The sequence below is a fragment of the Shinella sp. genome, from assembly GCF_035998705.1.
Classification (GTDB): domain Bacteria; phylum Pseudomonadota; class Alphaproteobacteria; order Rhizobiales; family Rhizobiaceae; genus Shinella.
This window is the reverse complement of sequence record NZ_DASYHH010000025.1, coordinates 154,470-171,435: the sequence shown is the minus strand read 5'-3', so window position 1 is coordinate 171,435 and position 16,966 is coordinate 154,470. Positions and strand designations below refer to the sequence as shown.

The following is a 16,966-nucleotide window of genomic DNA, read 5'->3' as shown; positions in this document are numbered from 1 at the left end:
TCAGGGCTTCGGCAGGGTTTCCGGCTTGCGCCATCCGACGAAGGTCGGCTTTCCGCCCTTGAGCTCGATGAGGGCCGCCGCCTTGTTCGGCACGTGGCCTTCTTCGGCCGTGCCGTAGTCGAGATCGCCGGTGAGCAGCTTGAACTGGCCGTCTTCCAGCGCCTTGGCGACGGCCGCGCCATCGGTGGAGCCGGCCGCGGTGATCGCCTGGGCGAGCATCATGATCGTGTCCCAGCCGGTCGAGACGAAGGAGGTGTCCGGGTCCTTGCCGAACATCGCCTTGTAGAGGCCGATGAACTTCTCCATTTCCGGATCCGCTCCCGCACCCATCCAGGTGTGCGTGACGAAATAGACGTCGTTGCCGAACTTTTCGCCGAGCGTTTCGTGCATCGCCGGGTCGTCATAGGCATCGCCGCCGAGGATCGGCGCATCGTAGCCGACTTCGCGCAGTGCCCGGATGATCACGCCGATATCGGTGCCGTAAGACGAGACGAAGATCACGTCCGGCTTCTTGCCGAGCGCCTGGAGACGCGAAAGCTGGGCGGAGAAGTTGTTGTCGCCGTTCGTGTAGGTGTCTTCGAGGATGACTTCGCCGCCATCCGCCTTGAACTGTTCGACAAAATATTTCGACAGCGACTTGGTGTAGGCGATGAACTGGTCGGTGACGACATAGGCCGTCTTCCAGCCCTTTTCCTTGAAGGCGAAGTCGGCGGCCGTCGCACCCATCGTGGTGTTCCACATGGAGAGCGTGAACTGCTTGTCGCCGAGCGACCAGGAGGAATAGAGCGGGTCGGAGGCGCAGGTCGAGATGCCGACGAGGCCGGCAGATTGCGCTTCACGGCTGGCCGGAGAGCCGAAGTCGAAGTCGCAGGGTGCGACGATGACCTGGGCGCCCTTGTCGATCAATTCGACGGCGACGTTGCCGACCGTCACCGGATCGGACTTGCCGTCGATGTTGATGAACTCGACCTGCTTGCCGAGCACGCCGCCATTGTCGTTGAGGAATTTCACGGCGACCTGCGCGCCATTATAGCCGGGCGTGTCGAGCGGTGCCTGGATGCCCGTCATCGACAGCGCGCCGCCGATCACGATCTTGTCGTCGGCGGCGAGCGCCGCGGTGGAGGCCAGCGCGAAACTCGTCGCCGCCAGAAGCAGTCTGGAAGTCTTCATCATGGTCGTTCCCCTTTTGTGGTGCCTTTTCGGCAGTGAATGGATCGGCGGTCCGGCCTTTTGTTTTGTTCTGCGACCCGCCCTGGAGTGCTCCTTGTGTCCGTCCCGTCGGTTCCGTGCGCGGGCTTACTGCCCGATTTCGTTCAGCAGCGCGTCGGTCGAGATCTGCCGGCAATAGCCCTTGATCGTGCGCAGCGAATTGTCGTGGCGCTCCTCGGAATAGGTGCCGCAGGCATCCGGCACGAGGGTCACCAGATAGTTGAGGTCGCAGGCGTCGCGCACGGCCGATTCCACGCACTGGTCCGTCAGCAGTCCACAAAGCACAAGTTGTTTGACGCCGAGATTGCGCAGCACATAGTCGATATGCGTGGAGACGAAGACGCTGGACGAGCTCTTCGGGAAGACGATCTCGTCGTCGAGCGGCGCCAGTTCGTCGATCACCTTGCCGTCGGACGAGCCCTTCGGCACGTTGAAGCCGGTGATCTTGTAGTCGAGGCCGCGGTCGCGGCCGTCCTTGGTGAGGCTTTCGATCGTCGTGTGCAGCACCTCGATGCCGGCCTTGCGGAAACCGACAAGCAGGCGCTGCATGTTCGGGATCGCCACCTCGTGGATGCGCTTGAAATAATAGCCGTACTGGCCCGCAATATCCGCGTCGGAAACGTCCTTGAACTCGCCGCCGTCGCGCCGCACGGAAAAATTCTGCACGTCGATGAAGAGGATCGCGGAGGTGGCCGGGTCGAGCGGCACGTCACGGGTGGTCAGATGGTCAGCGGCCATCGGTGGGTCCTTCGAGGGTTTCTGCGGCGAGAAGCAGGGGGCCGGCCAGTCGGTCGGCCCATTCCTGCTGCCCGCGGGCGTCGTTGATGAGGTCGTTGCGCACTTCGAGAAGCACATGCGCAATGCCGCGCCGCTCGCCGTGCACGGGGATGGTGTAGTCGGAGATGTCGTCGACGTGATAGGGCGCGTTGAGCTTGACGGTGACGTCCGGATTGTCGGCGTGGAAGGTTTCCGCCAGCCGTTCGGCAAGGCGCGCATCGTGATTGTAGAGCAGGCCCAGTTCGAAATCCCGCACCGCGCCGGTGGCACGCATCACCGGCGTGAAACTGTGCACCGAGACCAGGAGAAGCGGCTTGCCGCTTGCCTGCCGCTGGTCGAGCGCCACCGCGATCGCCTCGTGCAGCGGCTGGTGGATTTCCACGTAGCGGCGCTGGCGTTCCTTGTCGGTCACGTCGGCATTGACCGGCACCAGCGTGCCGTCGCTGACGGTGACGATGCAGTCCTTCGCCTCCAGCGGCCGGTTGCAGTCGATGACGAGCCGGCTGTAGCGTTGCAGGATGAGCGCCGCATCGAGCCGTTCGGAGAGCGCGCGAGCGACGCCTTCCGCGCCGACGTCATAGGCGATGTGGCGGTCCATCTCGTCCGCCGCAATGCCGAGATCGCCGAGGGCGGCCGGGACTGCGCGGCCGGCATGTTCGCAGGTGAGGAAAATCGCCGAACGCCCTGCGGAATTGATCCATTCCACGGGATCGGGGTCGCCCGCTTGCAGCAATCTCGTCGTGTCGCGGTCTGCGAAGCTGAGCATGAAATGGGGTCCGTCATGTCGCCCGAGGCACGGGCTTCTATGACGTTCAGTCAAAGAAATTTTCCGATCATAGTCAACCGAATTTTTCCATTTGACTAATTTTTTTCAAGGCGCGAATATTCGTTTCAACAACGGGAATGACGCCAATGAGCGATGGGAAATCGTCGACGACGATCCGCACGAGAATCCGCGATGCCGCAGCGCAGCTGACCGCCAGCGAGCGCAAGATCGCCAATGCCATCCTCGCCGACTATCCGTTCACCGGGCTTGAGAGCATCCAGGAACTGGCGGCGAAGACCGGCGTCAGCGCGCCCTCCATCACCCGCTTCGTCAGCAAGATCGGCTGTGGCGGCTTCCAGGACCTGCAACGCCAGCTGATCACCGAACTGAAGGAGGGGCAGCGCTCGCCGCTCGACCTCAAATCCAGCCAGAAGCCGGTCGGCCATTCGGAGTTCCTGTCGGAATATGTGGCGCGCGTCTCGGCCGTCATGCAGGAAATGACGGCGACTGTCTCGCAGGCGCAGTTCGACATCCTGGCCGATCTGCTCGCCGATCCGTCGCGCAACATCTTCCTGCTCGGCGGCCGCGTCAGCGACAATGTCGCTTCGTTCCTGTCGATCCATCTCCGGCAGATCCGCAGCGGCATCTACCACATGGCCGACAATCCGGAATTCTGGCCGGAGCATGTGCTGCGCATGCGCAAGAAGGACGTGGTGCTGCTGATCGATTTCCGGCGCTACCAGCTCAGCCTCTCGCGCCTTGCCGAGACGATCGCGGAAAAACGCGGCGCGACGATCGTCGTCGTCACGGACAAGTGGATGTCGCCGGCCGCCCGCAGCGCCGATCATATCGTGGCCCTGCCGATCGATGCCGGTACGGCCTGGGATACGGTCGCCGCCGCCATGGCGCTCGTCGAGGCGCTCATCGTGCGCGTCTCCGAGACCGATTGGGAAGCGACGCAGAAACGCATCAAGGATTGGGACGGCATCCGCTTTTCGATGCCGGGTTATGACCAGATCAACGGGGACGCAGATGAAACGTGAGGAAATGATGGTCGCCTGCTGCGGCGACCTTTCGGGCAAGGTGCGCGGCAAGGCCTTTCCGCTGTCGCAGATGGAAAAACGCCTGAAACGCGGCATCGGCTGGACGCCGACCAATGTGCAGATCACCTGCTTCGACAACATCGCCGAAAGCCCGTTCGGCTCGCTCGGCGACCTGGTGCTGATCCCCGATGCCGCGACGAGCGTCAGCATCGAGAGCGAGGAGGGCGCGCCGAACGAAAACTTCGTCATCGGCAACATCCGCTATACCGACGGCAGGCCTTGGGAGTTCTGCACGCGCTCGATCCTCGAGGCCGCCCTTGAACGGCTGGAAAGGGTGGCGGGCGTCACGCTCTACGGCGCTTTTGAACACGAATTCCAGATCAAGCACCTCGTTTCCGAAGTCGGCAAGGCCTTCACGCTCGGCGGTTTCCAGGAGGAGCGCCATTTCTGCGAGGCGATCGTCGCCGCCATGCGCGAGGCAGGCGTCACGCCGGATACGATCCTCAAGGAATTCGGCGCCGGCCAGTTCGAAGTGACGATGGGGCCGCAGAAGGGCGTCACCGTCGCCGACCATTCGCTGATCACCCGCGAACTCGTCCAGCTCGTCGCCCGCGAACTCGGCTACGACCCGACCTTCACGCCGATCCGCGACCCGGCAGGCGTCGGCAATGGCGTGCATGTGCATATCAGCATGCTGGATCCGGCGGGCAATCCGGTCACCTACGACCCGGAGGGCAAACACGAGCTTTCCGACGTCGCCGGCAAATTCGTCGCCGGCATCCTGAAATATCTCGACTCGATCATCGCTATTACCGCGCCCAGCGTCGTCTCCTACCTGCGCCTCACCCCGCACCGCTGGAGCGCCGCCTTCAACAATCTCGGTTTCCGCGATCGCGAGGCGTCCGTGCGCATCTGCCCGGTCTCGGACATCAGCGATATCGCGCGCGCCGCCCAGTTCAACTTCGAATTCCGCGCCGCCGATGGCGCTGCCAATCCGCACCTCGCACTCGCCGCGATCGTGCATGCCGGCGTGCAGGGTATCGAGGAGGGGCTGGCGGTGCCGGAGGCGACGCAGGAGGACCTGTCGCTGCTGAATGTCGAGGCGCTCGCCGCGCGCGGTTACGTGCGTCTGCCGCAGACGCTCGAAGCGGCGCTCCAGCGTTTCCGTGGCAATGCGACGGTCTGCGGCTGGTTCCCGGAAGGGTTTGCCGACGTCTACGTCAAGCACAAGGAAGGCGAAATCGCCTATCTTGCCGGCAAGACGCAGGCCGAGATCTGCGCCGCCTACGAGGTAGCCTATTAGAGTTTGTCAGGGAAAAGTGGGAACCGGTTTTCCCGAAAAGACAAACGAAAACAAAAGAAACTAGAGTATGTCTGGTTCAGTCTGAACCAGAGATACTCTAGGACCGCGGGCGCGGGAACCACGCGACGGTCCCCGCGTTTCTTTCGGGTGACGTTTCATCTGAGAGGAGAAATCCCATGGTCGCTGCAAGCGAAATTCGTGAACATATGGAAGTCCGGGCTGCCGACGGCGGCCATGTCGGCACCGTCGACCACATGGAAGGCGAAAGCCGCATCAAGCTGACGAAGAGCGATTCGACGGATGGCCAGCATCACCTGATCCCCCTCGACTGGGTCGATCACGTCGATGCGCATGTTCATCTGAACAAGGACGCCGAGGAAGTCGAACGGCAGTGGTCGTCGATGAATTGACGGGCATCGAGCGGTCCGGCGGGTCTCCTGCCGGGCCGTTTTTCCGTTCAGCGCGCCAGGACGACGTTGACGCCGGCGGCCTTCAGCGACGACGAGACGTCGCGGGGCGGGGCCTTGTCGGTGAAGAGGTCGGTCAGCGCGCTGAACTCGCACACCCGCACCAGCCCCTGCCGGCCGAATTTCGTATAATCCGTGACGACGATCGCGCGTTTTCCGCGTGACACCACGGCGCGGGCGAATTCCGCCTCTTCCAGGTCATAGTCCATCACGCCGATCCCGGCATCGATCGCGCCCGTGGAAATGACCGCGTGGCCGACGGTGAAATGGCTGATGAATTCGATCGCCGAGACGCCGAAGGCGGCCCCGTTGTCGCTGCGCAACTCGCCGCCCGCCATGTAGACGCGGTTGTCGTTGACCGTCGAAAGCGTGCGGGCGATGTCGGAGGAGTTGGTGACGACGGTCAGACGCCGGTGGCCGAGCAGCTCGCGGGCGAGATAGCTCGTCGTCGTTCCCGTATCGAGCATGATCGAATCACCATCGCGGATCGTGGACGCCATGGCGATGGCGATCGCCTTTTTCGCCTCGCTGTTTTCGCGCATGCGTTTTTCGAAGGGCGCTTCGCCGACCACGGAGGGCAGCGCCACCGCGCCGTGCATCTTCAGCACGGTGCCGTTGGTCGTCAGCGGCTTGATGTCCCGCCGCACGGTTTCGAGCGAAACGTCGAGCTTTTTCGCGAGGTCGGCAATCGTCACCGTGCCTTCCTGCTGGAGCAGCCGGAGAATATCGTTATGGCGCTTTGAGTGGTTCATCGTCGTCGTGTCCGGATGCATTCTCCTGCTTCATAATCCCAGACGGATGATCTGGCAAGAAAGCCGCAAAAACAGTCATAAACACATAAAAAGCCACAGTCGAGGATTGACAGGCGCTTTCATCCCGCGTGAGACTGTCGGCGTGCAAGGGTCGACAGATACAAAAGTACGGGGAACGACATCCTGCTCACGCATATGGCATCGACTTCAAAAGTGCGACCGGGAGATCACGCATATGTTTCAACCTATTCGCCTGTCAGGACTATTTGCCGCGACGGCTCTGTTGTCCGCGGTCCTCACGATGACGCCCGCTACGGCGCAGGAATCCACCGATCCCATCAAGCTCACGCTGCATGACTGGACCGGCCAGCTCATCACCACGGAAATCATGGGCGAGGTGCTGAAGAAGGCCGGTTATTCCATCGAATATGTCCAGGCCGACTATCTCGCGCAATTCGCGGGCCTCGAGACCGGCGACCTGCATGTCGCTATGGAAATGTGGGAAACGACCGGCCGCGACGCGATGGACGCGGCGACCGCGACCGGCAAGGTCGAGAATTTCGGCGAGACCGGCATGCAGGCCAAGGAAGAGTGGTGGTATCCGGACTATATGAAGGAAAAATGCCCCGGCCTGCCGAACTGGGAAGCGCTGAAGAGCGAGGCCTGCGCCGAAGCCTTCTCGATTCCGGAGACCGCGCCGAAAGGCCGGTATCTCGGCGGTCCCGTCACCTGGGGCGGTTTTGACGACGAGCGTGTCGAGGCGCTGGACCTGCCTTTCGAGGTGATCCATGCCGGCACCGACGCCGCCCTCTTCGCCGAACTCGAAAGCGCCTATCAGCGCCAGGCGCCCATCCTGCTCTGGATCTACGCACCGCATTGGGCGCCTGCCAAATACAAGGGCGAATGGGTGGAGTTCCCGCCCTATTCGAAGGAATGCTACACAGACCCGGCTGTCGGCGTGAATCCGGATGCCGCCTATGACTGCGGCAAACCCTTCGGCCCGATCTGGAAGGTCGGCTGGTCGGGCGTCAAGGACAAATGGCCGGGCGCCTATGCGGCCATCAAGGCATTCAACCTCAACAATGACGAGATGGGCGCGATGATCACCAAGGTGGACCTCGACGGCAAGAAGGTCTCGGAGGTGGTCGCCGAATGGATGGCCGCCAACGAGCCGCGCTGGTCCGGCTGGATCAAGAAGTAGAAGCGCCAGGCCCGGCTCCCGCCAGCAGGGGGCCGGGTCGTTTCCTCGAGCGTGCGGTCCGGCAGGGGCCGCGTTTCGATCACGCGACCGGAAGAACGATGGCTTCTCACGAACCGAAACTTGTCTGCCGCGGCGTCTGGAAGATTTTTGGCGCCGGCGGCAAATCCCTGATCGGCACGGCTGCGCGGCCGACGAGCGCGGACCTGCGCGCGGCCGGCGCCGTCGGCGCGGTGCGCGACGTCAATATCGAGGTGCGCGAGGGCGAGATCTTCGTCATCATGGGCCTGTCCGGCTCGGGCAAGTCGACGCTGGTGCGCTGCCTGTCGCGCCTCATCGAGCCGACCTCCGGCGACATCCTCTTCAACGGCGAGAACCTGCTGGCGGCAAGCGAAGCGCGGATGATCGAAATCCGCCGCCACCAGATGGGCATGGTGTTCCAGCATTTCGCGCTGCTGCCGCACCTGACCGTGCTGGCGAACGTCGCCTTTCCGCTCGAAATCCAGGGCATCGAGCGGGCGGCGCGCGAGGAGCGGGCGCGACGCATGATCGACCTGGTCGGCCTTGCCGGCAAGGAGACCGCCTTTCCGCGTGAACTTTCGGGTGGCCAGCAGCAGCGCGTCGGCATTGCCCGCTCGCTGGCGGTGGAGCCGGAACTCTGGTTCCTCGACGAGCCGTTTTCCGCCCTCGACCCGCTGATCCGCCGCGAAATGCAGGACGAGTTTTTGCGCCTGCAATCTGTGCTGAAGAAGACCATCGTCTTCATCACCCATGATTTCGACGAGGCGATCCGCCTTGCCGACCGCATCGCCATCATGAAGGACGGCGAGATCGTGCAGGCCGGCACGCCGGAAGACCTCGTGCTGAACCCGGCCACGCCTTATGTGGCGGAGTTCACGCGCAGCGTCGCGCGCGCCAAGGTCGTCAAGGTGGCCTCCCTCATGCGGCCGCTCAACGGCGTGCTGCCGCCGGCCTCCATCCGGGCCGCCGCACCCATCGCAGAGGCGGCGCCGCTCTTCTCCGCCGGCAACGAGGCGCTTGCCGTTCTCGACGGCGCGGGAAAACCCGTCGGCCTTATCGACCGCACCGCGGTCGTCGACGTGATGATGCGGGGTTGACGGCATGAGCGCCTCCTTCCCCTTCCTCCAGCCCGTCTCCGAACCGATCCCGGAAAACCCCACCATCGCAACGGCGCGGACGCGCTGGCTGTGGCCGGCGGCGCTCGCGGTCTTCGTCCTCTTCTGGCAATTCGGCGAGGGGCTGGCGAAATGGGCTTTCTCCTACCCGCGTGCCTTGGAAATCCCGGCCGCGCGCTGGATCGGCAAGGCAACGAAATGGCTGCTGGACGAGGCGAGTTTCGGGCTCTTCACCTTCACGGACCTCACGCGGTTCGTCGCCGAAATCATCGACCTGCCCTACCGCGTGGCGCTCGGCCTGCTTTCGACCGGGCTGCTCTCGGGGCAGGGGTCGAGCGCCGTGCAGCAGTTGCCGCCGCTCTCCTGGCTGGCGGTGCTCGCCATCGTCGCGCTGATCGGCCATCACGCCGGCGGTGTCCGGCTGGCAGCCCTCGTCACCGCCTGCTTCGGCTTCCTCGTGCTCTTCGGCCAGTGGACGAGCGCCATGGTGACGCTCGCCTCCATCGTCGTTGCCGTGCCGATCGGCGTCGTGGTCGGACTGTCCCTCGGATTGGCCGCCTGGCGCTGGCCGGTCTTCGAGCGGGTGCTGGTGCCGGTGCTCGATCTCATGCAGACCATCCCGGTCTTCGCCTATCTGGTGCCGGTGCTCGTCTTCTTCGGTTTCGGCCCGACGTCGGCAATCGTCGCGACGCTGATCTATGCCCTGCCGCCGATGGCGCGTGTGACCATCCTCGCCATGCGCTCGGTGCCGTCGGAAATCCGCGATCTCGGCAACATGGCCGGGTGCAGCCGGCGGCAGATGACGTGGAAGATCATGGTGCCGTCTGCCAAGGACAGCCTGATGGTCGGCGTCAACCAGGTCATCATGCTCTCGCTCAACATGGTCATCATCGCCTCGATGATCGGCGCCGGCGGCCTCGGCTTCGACGTGCTGGCGGCGCTGCGCCGCCTCGATATCGGTGCCGGGCTGGAGGCGGGCCTGGCGATCGTCGCGCTCGCCGTGGCACTCGACCGGCTCAGTCAGGCCTATGCGGAAAAGGCGGGAAAACCGGCGGTCGGCGTCGCGGCAGGGAGCGGCCTCGTCTCGCGCCACCCCTATCTCGTCGCGGCACTTGCGATCGTCGTCGTCACCTTCCTTGCAGGCCTCGCCGTGCCCGCGCTCCAATCCTTTCCCGAAGCCTGGCAGGTCTCCACCGGCACCTTCTGGTCCGAGGTGGTACGCTGGATCAACATCAACTTCTTCGACGCGCTGGAGGCGATCCGCAACGTCGTCCTGCTGAATATCCTCGTGCCGCTCAAGCGGCTGCTCGGCGACCTGCCCTGGGCCGGCGTCGTGGCACTGCTGGCCTTGGCCGGATACAGGCTGGGCGGGCTGCGCCTCGCCTTGCTGGTCGGCGTGCTGGCCTTCCTGATCGCGGCGACGGGCCAGTGGGAGAAGGCGACGGTCACCGTCTATCTCTGCGGCGTCTCGGTCGTCTTCGCCTGCCTGATCGGCGTGCCGCTCGGCATTCTCGCGGCGGAGCGCGACCGGCTCTGGCGCTGGCTGCAACTCGTCATCGATACGCTGCAGACGCTGCCCTCCTTCGTCTATCTCATGCCGGTCGTCATGCTGTTCCGCGTCGGCGATTTCACCGCGATGATCGCCGTCGTCGCCTATGCCGTCGTGCCGGCGATCCGCTATACGGTGCTCGGCCTCCACCGGGTCGATCCGCGCGTGGTGGAGGCCGGCCGCGCCATGGGCTGCACGCGGCGCCAGATCCTCACCAAGATCAAGCTGAAGCTGGCGCTGCCGGAAATCCTGCTCGGCCTCAACCAGACGATCATGTTCGCGCTGTCCATGCTGGTCATCACGGCGCTGGTCGGCACGCGCGATCTCGGCCAGGAGGTCTATATCGCGCTTACCAAGGCCGATACCGGCCGCGGCATCGTCGCCGGCCTCTCCATCGCCTTCATCGCCATCATCGCCGACCGGCTGATTTCCGCCGGCGCCAACCGCATCCGCGAGAGGGTGAGCTGATGGAGGGACATATCGAGATCAGCCGTGCCGTCGAGGACCGCATCCGCGCTCTGCCCTGCTGGGCGGGCCGCATCGAGATCGCCCCGCTCAAGGGCGGCATCAGCAACGAGAGTTATCTGGTCAGCGACGGGGCGGGGCGTCATGTCGTGCGCTTCGGCCGGGATTATCCCTTCCACCACGTTTTTCGCGAACGGGAGCTGATGACGGCGCGGGCGGCCCATGCGGCCGGCTTCGGCCCGGAGGTTCGCTATGCCGAGCCGGGCCTCATGATCTCCGCCTTCCTCGGCGCAAAAACCTTTGGTGCAGAAGACGTCGCCGCGGAACGCCGGCGCGTGGCGGCGCTGTTGCGCCGGTTCCACACCGAGATGCCGGCGGAGATCAGCGGCGCCGCCTTCCTCTTCTGGCCCTTCCATGTGGTGCGCGACTATGCCCGCACCCTGAAGGACGGCGGCAGCCGCATGAAGCCGCATCTGCCCGGCTACCTCGCGCTCGTCGAGGAGCTTGAGGCAGCGCAAACAGCCTTGCCGATCGTCTTCGGCCACAACGATCTCCTGCCGACCAACATCCTCGACGACGGCGACCGGCTCTGGCTGATCGATTTCGAATATGCCGGTTTCTCCACCGCCATGTTCGACCTTGCCGGCGCCACCTCCAATGCCGGGCTTTCGGCTGATGAGGTGGAGGATTTCCTCGACGCCTATTTCGGCGGTGCGCCCGACCCCGCGATCCGCCGCTCGCACGCCGCCATGCAATGCGCTTCGCTGCTGCGCGAGGCGATGTGGAGCATGGTCTCCGAACTGCATCTCAACGCGCCCGGCGCCGACTATGTCGGCTACACGGCGGACAATCTCGATCGCCTCGACAGGGCGCTCGACCACTACAGAACAAAATACGGGAAACACACCAAATGACCCTGCCATCCCATGCTGAGATCGTTGTCATCGGCGGCGGCATCATCGGCTGCTCGACGGCCTATCATCTCGCCCGCGACCACAAGGCGGATGTGATTCTCCTGGAGCAGGGCACGCTGACCTCCGGCTCGACCTGGCATGCGGCAGGCCTCGTCGGCCAGCTCCGCTCCTCCGCCTCGATCACGCGGGTGCTGAAATATTCCGTCGATCTCTACAAGGGCCTCGAAGCCGAAACGGGCCTTGCGACCGGCTGGAAGATGACGGGATGCCTGCGCCTTGCCACCAACCAGGATCGCTGGACCGAATTCCGCCGCCTCGCCACCACGGCAAAAAGCTTTGGCATGGACATGCACCTGCTGACGCCCCAGGAAGTGAAGGCAATGTGGCCGCTGATGGAGGTCGATGATCTCGTCGGCGCCAGCTGGCTGCCGACCGACGGTCAGGCGAGCCCGTCGGATATCACCCAGTCGCTCGCCCGTGGCGCGCGCATGCACGGCGCGAAGATCGTCGAAAACGTGCGCGTCACGGGTTTCGATATCGAGGACGGCCGCATCCGGCGCGTGCGCACGACGCTCGGTGATATCGCCTGCGAAAAGGTCGTCAACTGCGCCGGCCAATGGGCGCGGCAGGTGGGGGCCATGGCGGGCATCAATGTGCCGCTCCAGCCGGTCAAGCACCAATATATCATCACCGAAAAGGTGCCGGGGCTCGCCACCGACGCCCCGACGATCCGCGACCCCGACCGCCGCACCTATTTCAAGGAGGAGGTCGGCGGGCTGGTGATGGGCGGCTACGAGCCCAACCCGCAGCCCTGGACGACCGGCGACGTGCCCGACGATTTCGCCTTCCGTCTCTTCGACGACGATTTCGACCATTTCGAGCAGCATATGGAACAGGCGATCGCCCGCGTGCCGGCGCTGGAAAAGGTCGGCGTCAAGCAGATGATCAACGGGCCGGAAAGCTTTACGCCGGACGGCAACTTCATCCTCGGCGTCGCGCCGGAATGCAAAAACATGTTCGTCGGCGCGGGCTTCAATGCCTTCGGCATCGCGTCCGGCGGCGGGGCGGGCTGGGTGCTGGCGCAATGGGTCGTCGACGGCGAGGCGCCGCTCGATCTCTGGGTGGTGGATATCCGCCGCTTTTCCGGCATGCACCGCGATCGCCAATGGGTGCTCGACCGCACGCTGGAAGCCTATGGCAAACACTACACGATCGGCTTCCCGCACGAGGAATATGAAAGCGGTCGCCCGCGCATCGTCTCGCCGCTCTATGAGCGGCTGAAGGCGCATGGCGCGGTGTTCGGCTCGAAACTCGGCTGGGAACGGCCGAACTGGTTTGCCCCGAAGGGTGTCGAGCCGAAGGACATCTATTCGATGGGCCGGCAGAACTGGTTTTCCGCCGTCGGCGACGAGCATCGCCATGTGCGCGAGGCGGTCGGCATCTTCGACCAGTCCTCCTTCGCCAAATACGAGATGACCGGGCCGGACGCGCTGAAGGCGCTCGACTGGATCTGCGCCAACGATGTCGGCAAGCCGGTCGGGCGGCTCACCTATACGCAGCTTCTCAACACCCGCGGCGGCATCGAGGCGGACCTGACGGTGGCGCGGCTTGCCGACGAGACATTCTACGTCGTCACCGGCACCGGCTTCCGCACCCATGATCTCGGCTGGATCGAAGACCATATACCCGACGACCTCGATGTGACGCTCCGCGACGTCACGGAGGACTTCGGCACGCTCTCGCTGATGGGGCCGAAGGCGCGCGACGTGCTTGCCGCCGTGACGGATGCCGACGTCTCCAATGGCGGTTTCCCCTTCGGCCATGTGCGGGAAATAGAGATCGCCGGCCATATGGTGCGGGCGCTACGCGTCACCTATGTCGGCGAACTCGGCTGGGAGCTGCATGTGCCGATCGATACCATCGGCACCGTCTTCGACGCGCTGATGGCGGCGGGCGCTCCCTTCCACATCCGCCCGGTCGGCTACCGTGCGCTGGAATCGCTGCGCCTTGAAAAGGGCTATCGCGCCTGGGGCTCCGATATCACGCCGAACGATACGCCGCTCGATGCCGGCCTCGGCTGGGCGGTGAAGCTGCGCAAGAACACCGACTTCCTCGGCCGCCGGGCGCTGGAGGCCCTGCAGGGCGAAAAGCGCAAGAAGGCGCTCGCCGGGTTCACGGTCGACAATCCGGACGTCGTGCTCGTCGGCCGCGAGACGATCCTGCGCAACGGCGAGCCAGTCGGCTACCTCACCAGCGGCGGCTACGGCTACACGCTCGGCAAGAATGTCGGCTACGGCTATGTGCGCAATGCCGAAGGTCTGGACGATGACTTCCTGACGGGCGGCGACTACGAACTCGTCGTCGCCATGGAGCGCACGCCGGCGAAAATCCATCTCGAACCGCTCTACGATCCGGCAGCCGCACGCGTGAAGGCCTGAGGGTCGTCGGGAAGGCCTTCGGGCCTTTCCGGATCGCGGAACATATAGTATAGGGGGGTATACTATAAGGCCGAGGGTAATAACGTGAGCCATACCATCCAGCAGAAGGACAAGCTGATCGCCCGTGTGCGTCGCATCCGCGGCCAGCTCGACGGCATCGAGCGGGCGCTGGAGGGGGAGGCGGGCTGCGGCGAGATCATGCGCCAGCTCGCGTCCGTGCGCGGTGCGCTCGGCGGGCTGACGGCCGAGGTGATGGAGGATCACCTGCGCCACCATGTCATCGCCGCTGAAACGAAGGCCGACAGTCTTCAGGGCGGCGAAGAGCTGATCGATGTCATCCGGACCTATCTGAAATAGCCCGCTCGCGACGAAAGGGGCAAACCATGGCTACGCACGATCATGTCTTCCTCGGTTCCGACCACAGCCGCAACGAACGCAGGGTCTGGCTCGTCATCGCGCTGACGGCGAGCATGATGGTGGCGGAAATCGTCGCCGGCACGCTCTACGGCTCGATGGCGCTGGTGGCGGATGGCTGGCACATGTCCACCCATGCCGGCGCCATGCTGATCGCGGCGCTGGCCTATGCCTATGCCCGCCGCCATGCGCGCGACCCGCGCTTCACCTTCGGCACCGGGAAACTCGGCGATCTCGCGGGTTTCGCCAGCGCCATCGTGCTCGCCCTGATCGCGCTGCTCATCGGCTGGGAAAGCTTCGTGCGCCTCGCCAATCCGGTCGCGATCGGCTTCGAGCAGGCGATCGCCGTCGCCGTCGTCGGCCTCGCGGTCAATCTCGTCAGCGCCTGGCTGCTGCGGGACGATCACGCGCACCATCACCATGGCGACGATCATGACCATCACCACCACCACGCGCAGGACAACAATCTGCGTGCCGCCTATCTGCATGTTCTTGCCGATGCGCTGACCTCGATCCTCGCCATCGTCGCCCTGCTGCTCGGCCGCAGCTACGGCTGGCTCTGGGCCGATCCGCTGATGGGCATCGTCGGCGCGCTGGTGATCGTGCGCTGGTCGTGGAGCCTGATCCGCGAGACGGGTGGCGTGCTGATCGATGCGGCGCCGGAAGGGGCGGGACTCGCGGAAGAAATTCGCGCGACGCTGGAGCGCGGCGAGGAGCACATCACCGACCTGCATGTCTGGCAGGTCGGCCCCGGCCATCATGCCGCGATCGTCGCGCTGTCCTCGCCACATCCGAAAGCGCCGTCCGACTACAAGGCACGGCTTGCCCATCTCGGCGCGCTGTCGCACGTCACCGTCGAGGTCCAGCCGGCCTAAGCCGTTCAGGCGTGGCGCAGCACGTTCAACACCACGCCCCGGCTCGGCACGGTGCCGGTCTCGCCGGGCATGGAGACGTAGGGCACGGTTTCCTCCGCCCGCTCCAGAATGCCCTCCCGCTCCAGCTCGGCCAGCCGGTCGGCGAAGCCGTCGTTCCAGAGCGTGTTCTTTACCGTCAGCACGATGATGCCGCCCGGTTGCGTGATGCGCAGGAGTTCCGGCAGGCCTTCCACGCCGACATGGCCGGAGGTGAAGACGCCGGCCGAGACCACGCCGGCGAAATGCCGGTCCGGAAAGGGCAGGGGGTTGCCCAGCGCCGCGCGGCGCAGGGCGGCATAGACGTTTTTCGCCGCCGCCCGCGCCAGCATGCCTTCGGAAATGTCGAGGCCCTCGACATGGTCATAACCGAGGATCGACAGCCATTCGCCGATGAGCCCGGTGCCCGCACCGGCATCGAGCAGCGGGGTGGCGCCGCGCGGCAGGTGGCGCGCGAGAAGGCCGAGGCAGATCGACGGATGGCGATAGCCGGCGCTTGCCATGTCGGCGTCGTAGGTCTCCGCCCAGCGGTCGTAGAGGGCGGCCACTTCCTCCGTGCCGTTCGCATTGTAGACCGCGCCGAGTGCGCCCTCATGATGTCCGTTTGCCATAGCCTTCCCTCGTGTTTTGGTGATGATAGCGAAAGGCCGAAATCTGTGGAACCGTCATTGCCGGCAAAAGGAGAGTGTTTATGAGCGAAGAGCATGAGGCGCTGGAGGCAATTGCCAAAATCCCGCTGCTGGAAGGCTATGACGGCCCTGTCGAGCGGCTCGGCGGCCTCACCAATCTCGTGTTCCGCGCCGGCGAATGGTGCCTGCGTGTGCCTGGCAAGGGCACGGAGGAATATATCGACCGCGGCAACGAGGCGATCGCGGCAAAAGAGGCGGCACGCGTCGGCGTAGGCCCGGAGGTTTTTCACGCGGATGCGGCGACGGGGCTGATGGTCACCCGCTTCATTCGCGGCGCGACGACGATGACGCCTGAGGGTTTCAAGACCACCGCCGGCGCCCCGGCGCGGGCGGGGGAGGCCTTCCGGCGCTTGCACGACAGCGGCGCCGTCTTCCCGGCGCGTTTCGAACTCTTCGCGATGATCGACGACTACCTCGCCGTGCTCTCCACCAAGGACGTCGCCCTGCCGGAGGGTTATCACGACGGGCTGCGCGAGGCGGAGACGGTGCGCGCAGCACTTGCCGCCCATCCGCTGCCCGTCGTCGCCTGCCATTGCGACCCGCTCTGCGAGAATTTTCTCGATACGGGGGAACGCATGTGGATCGTCGACTGGGAATATTCCGGCATGAACGACCCGATGTGGGATCTCGGCGATCTTTCCGTCGAGGCGGAGTTCGACGCTGCCCAGGAGGAGGCGATGATCCGCGCCTATTTCGGTGGCGAGCCAAAACCCGCTGAGCGCGGCCGCATCGTCATCTACAAGGCGATGTGCGACCTGCTCTGGACGCTCTGGGGCCTTATCCAGCTTGCGAACGCCAATCCGGCCGCCGATTTTCGCGCCTATGCGGATGGCCGCTTTGCCCGCTGCCGCGCGCTGATGGCCGATCCGGTTTTCGCAGCTTCCGTGATGGCTGTTGCCAAGGGGTGAAAGATATTTCAGTCTGCGAGCTTGATT

At 64.7% G+C, this 16,966-nt stretch carries 16 protein-coding genes; 11 read left to right on the top strand and 5 right to left on the bottom strand.

What is annotated here, in order from left to right:
- The 3 genes from VGN93_RS22170 to VGN93_RS22160 all read right to left on the bottom strand — a co-directional run bounded on the left by VGN93_RS22170 (position 1) and on the right by VGN93_RS22160 (position 2,752).
- Positions 1–1,173, bottom strand: a complete 1,173-nt coding sequence (locus tag VGN93_RS22170; protein ID WP_319314293.1) for an ABC transporter substrate-binding protein — start codon at positions 1,171–1,173, stop codon at positions 1–3.
- Between the two features lie 123 nt (positions 1,174–1,296).
- Positions 1,297–1,947 carry an isochorismatase family cysteine hydrolase gene (locus tag VGN93_RS22165; RefSeq protein ID WP_327509180.1) on the bottom strand — a complete coding sequence of 217 codons (651 nt, stop codon included), beginning with the start codon at positions 1,945–1,947 and terminating at the stop codon, positions 1,297–1,299.
- Positions 1,937–2,752, bottom strand: coding sequence for an N-formylglutamate amidohydrolase (locus VGN93_RS22160; protein ID WP_327509179.1), 816 nt, complete (start codon positions 2,750–2,752; stop codon positions 1,937–1,939). Before VGN93_RS22160 ends, VGN93_RS22165 begins: the two co-directional genes overlap by 11 nt.
- Before the next feature lie 146 nt (positions 2,753–2,898).
- Here VGN93_RS22160 and VGN93_RS22155 point away from each other — a divergent pair, with 146 nt between their 5' ends.
- The 3 genes from VGN93_RS22155 (at position 2,899) to VGN93_RS22145 (ending at position 5,508) form a co-directional block, all read left to right on the top strand.
- Positions 2,899–3,795, top strand: a complete 897-nt coding sequence (locus tag VGN93_RS22155) for a MurR/RpiR family transcriptional regulator (protein ID WP_327509178.1) — start codon at positions 2,899–2,901, stop codon at positions 3,793–3,795.
- Positions 3,785–5,098 carry a glutamine synthetase family protein gene (locus VGN93_RS22150; RefSeq protein WP_327509177.1) on the top strand — a complete coding sequence of 438 codons (1,314 nt, stop codon included), beginning with the start codon at positions 3,785–3,787 and terminating at the stop codon, positions 5,096–5,098. The genes VGN93_RS22155 and VGN93_RS22150 overlap by 11 nt, the downstream gene beginning before the upstream one ends.
- A 176-nt stretch (positions 5,099–5,274) precedes the next feature.
- Complete coding sequence (locus VGN93_RS22145) at positions 5,275–5,508, top strand: DUF2171 domain-containing protein (protein ID WP_319314307.1); 234 nt, start codon at positions 5,275–5,277, stop codon at positions 5,506–5,508.
- Positions 5,509–5,555: 47 nt separating this feature from the next.
- Here the strand turns inward: VGN93_RS22145 and VGN93_RS22140 are convergent, their stop codons facing one another.
- Positions 5,556–6,317, bottom strand: coding sequence for a DeoR/GlpR family DNA-binding transcription regulator (locus tag VGN93_RS22140; protein ID WP_327509280.1), 762 nt, complete (start codon positions 6,315–6,317; stop codon positions 5,556–5,558).
- A gap of 301 nt (positions 6,318–6,618) precedes the next feature.
- Between VGN93_RS22140 and VGN93_RS22135 the strand changes: the two genes are divergently transcribed.
- The 7 genes from VGN93_RS22135 to dmeF all read left to right on the top strand — a co-directional run bounded on the left by VGN93_RS22135 (position 6,619) and on the right by dmeF (position 15,306).
- Entirely contained in the window at positions 6,619–7,518 is a 900-nt protein-coding gene (locus VGN93_RS22135; RefSeq protein ID WP_327509176.1) for an ABC transporter substrate-binding protein, read from the top strand.
- 98 nt (positions 7,519–7,616) lie between these two features.
- Positions 7,617–8,633 (top strand): betaine/proline/choline family ABC transporter ATP-binding protein, encoded by a 1,017-nt coding sequence (locus VGN93_RS22130; protein WP_327509175.1) that lies wholly within the window; start codon positions 7,617–7,619, stop codon positions 8,631–8,633.
- Between the two features lie 4 nt (positions 8,634–8,637).
- Positions 8,638–10,668, top strand: a complete 2,031-nt coding sequence (locus VGN93_RS22125) for an ABC transporter permease (protein WP_327509174.1) — start codon at positions 8,638–8,640, stop codon at positions 10,666–10,668.
- Entirely contained in the window at positions 10,668–11,579 is a 912-nt protein-coding gene (locus tag VGN93_RS22120; RefSeq protein ID WP_327509173.1) for a choline/ethanolamine kinase family protein, read from the top strand. The genes VGN93_RS22125 and VGN93_RS22120 overlap by 1 nt, the downstream gene beginning before the upstream one ends.
- Positions 11,576–14,017 carry an FAD-dependent oxidoreductase gene (locus tag VGN93_RS22115; protein WP_327509172.1) on the top strand — a complete coding sequence of 814 codons (2,442 nt, stop codon included), beginning with the start codon at positions 11,576–11,578 and terminating at the stop codon, positions 14,015–14,017. The genes VGN93_RS22120 and VGN93_RS22115 overlap by 4 nt, the downstream gene beginning before the upstream one ends.
- 84 nt (positions 14,018–14,101) lie before the next feature.
- On the top strand, positions 14,102–14,374 hold the full coding sequence (locus tag VGN93_RS22110) for a metal/formaldehyde-sensitive transcriptional repressor (RefSeq protein ID WP_327509171.1): 273 nt from the start codon (positions 14,102–14,104) through the stop codon (positions 14,372–14,374).
- 26 nt (positions 14,375–14,400) lie between these two features.
- Positions 14,401–15,306, top strand: a complete 906-nt coding sequence (gene dmeF / locus VGN93_RS22105; protein ID WP_327509170.1) for a CDF family Co(II)/Ni(II) efflux transporter DmeF — start codon at positions 14,401–14,403, stop codon at positions 15,304–15,306.
- A 5-nt stretch (positions 15,307–15,311) separates the two neighbouring features.
- On the opposite strand, the gene VGN93_RS22100 is transcribed toward dmeF, so the two are convergent.
- Positions 15,312–15,953: a class I SAM-dependent methyltransferase gene (locus VGN93_RS22100; protein ID WP_327509169.1), complete on the bottom strand. Its 642-nt coding sequence runs from the start codon at positions 15,951–15,953 to the stop codon at positions 15,312–15,314.
- A gap of 80 nt (positions 15,954–16,033) precedes the next feature.
- On the opposite strand from VGN93_RS22100, the gene VGN93_RS22095 reads away from it, so the two are divergent.
- Positions 16,034–16,939 carry a phosphotransferase family protein gene (locus VGN93_RS22095; RefSeq protein WP_327509168.1) on the top strand — a complete coding sequence of 302 codons (906 nt, stop codon included), beginning with the start codon at positions 16,034–16,036 and terminating at the stop codon, positions 16,937–16,939.
- The last annotated feature ends 27 nt before the right edge of the window (positions 16,940–16,966 follow it).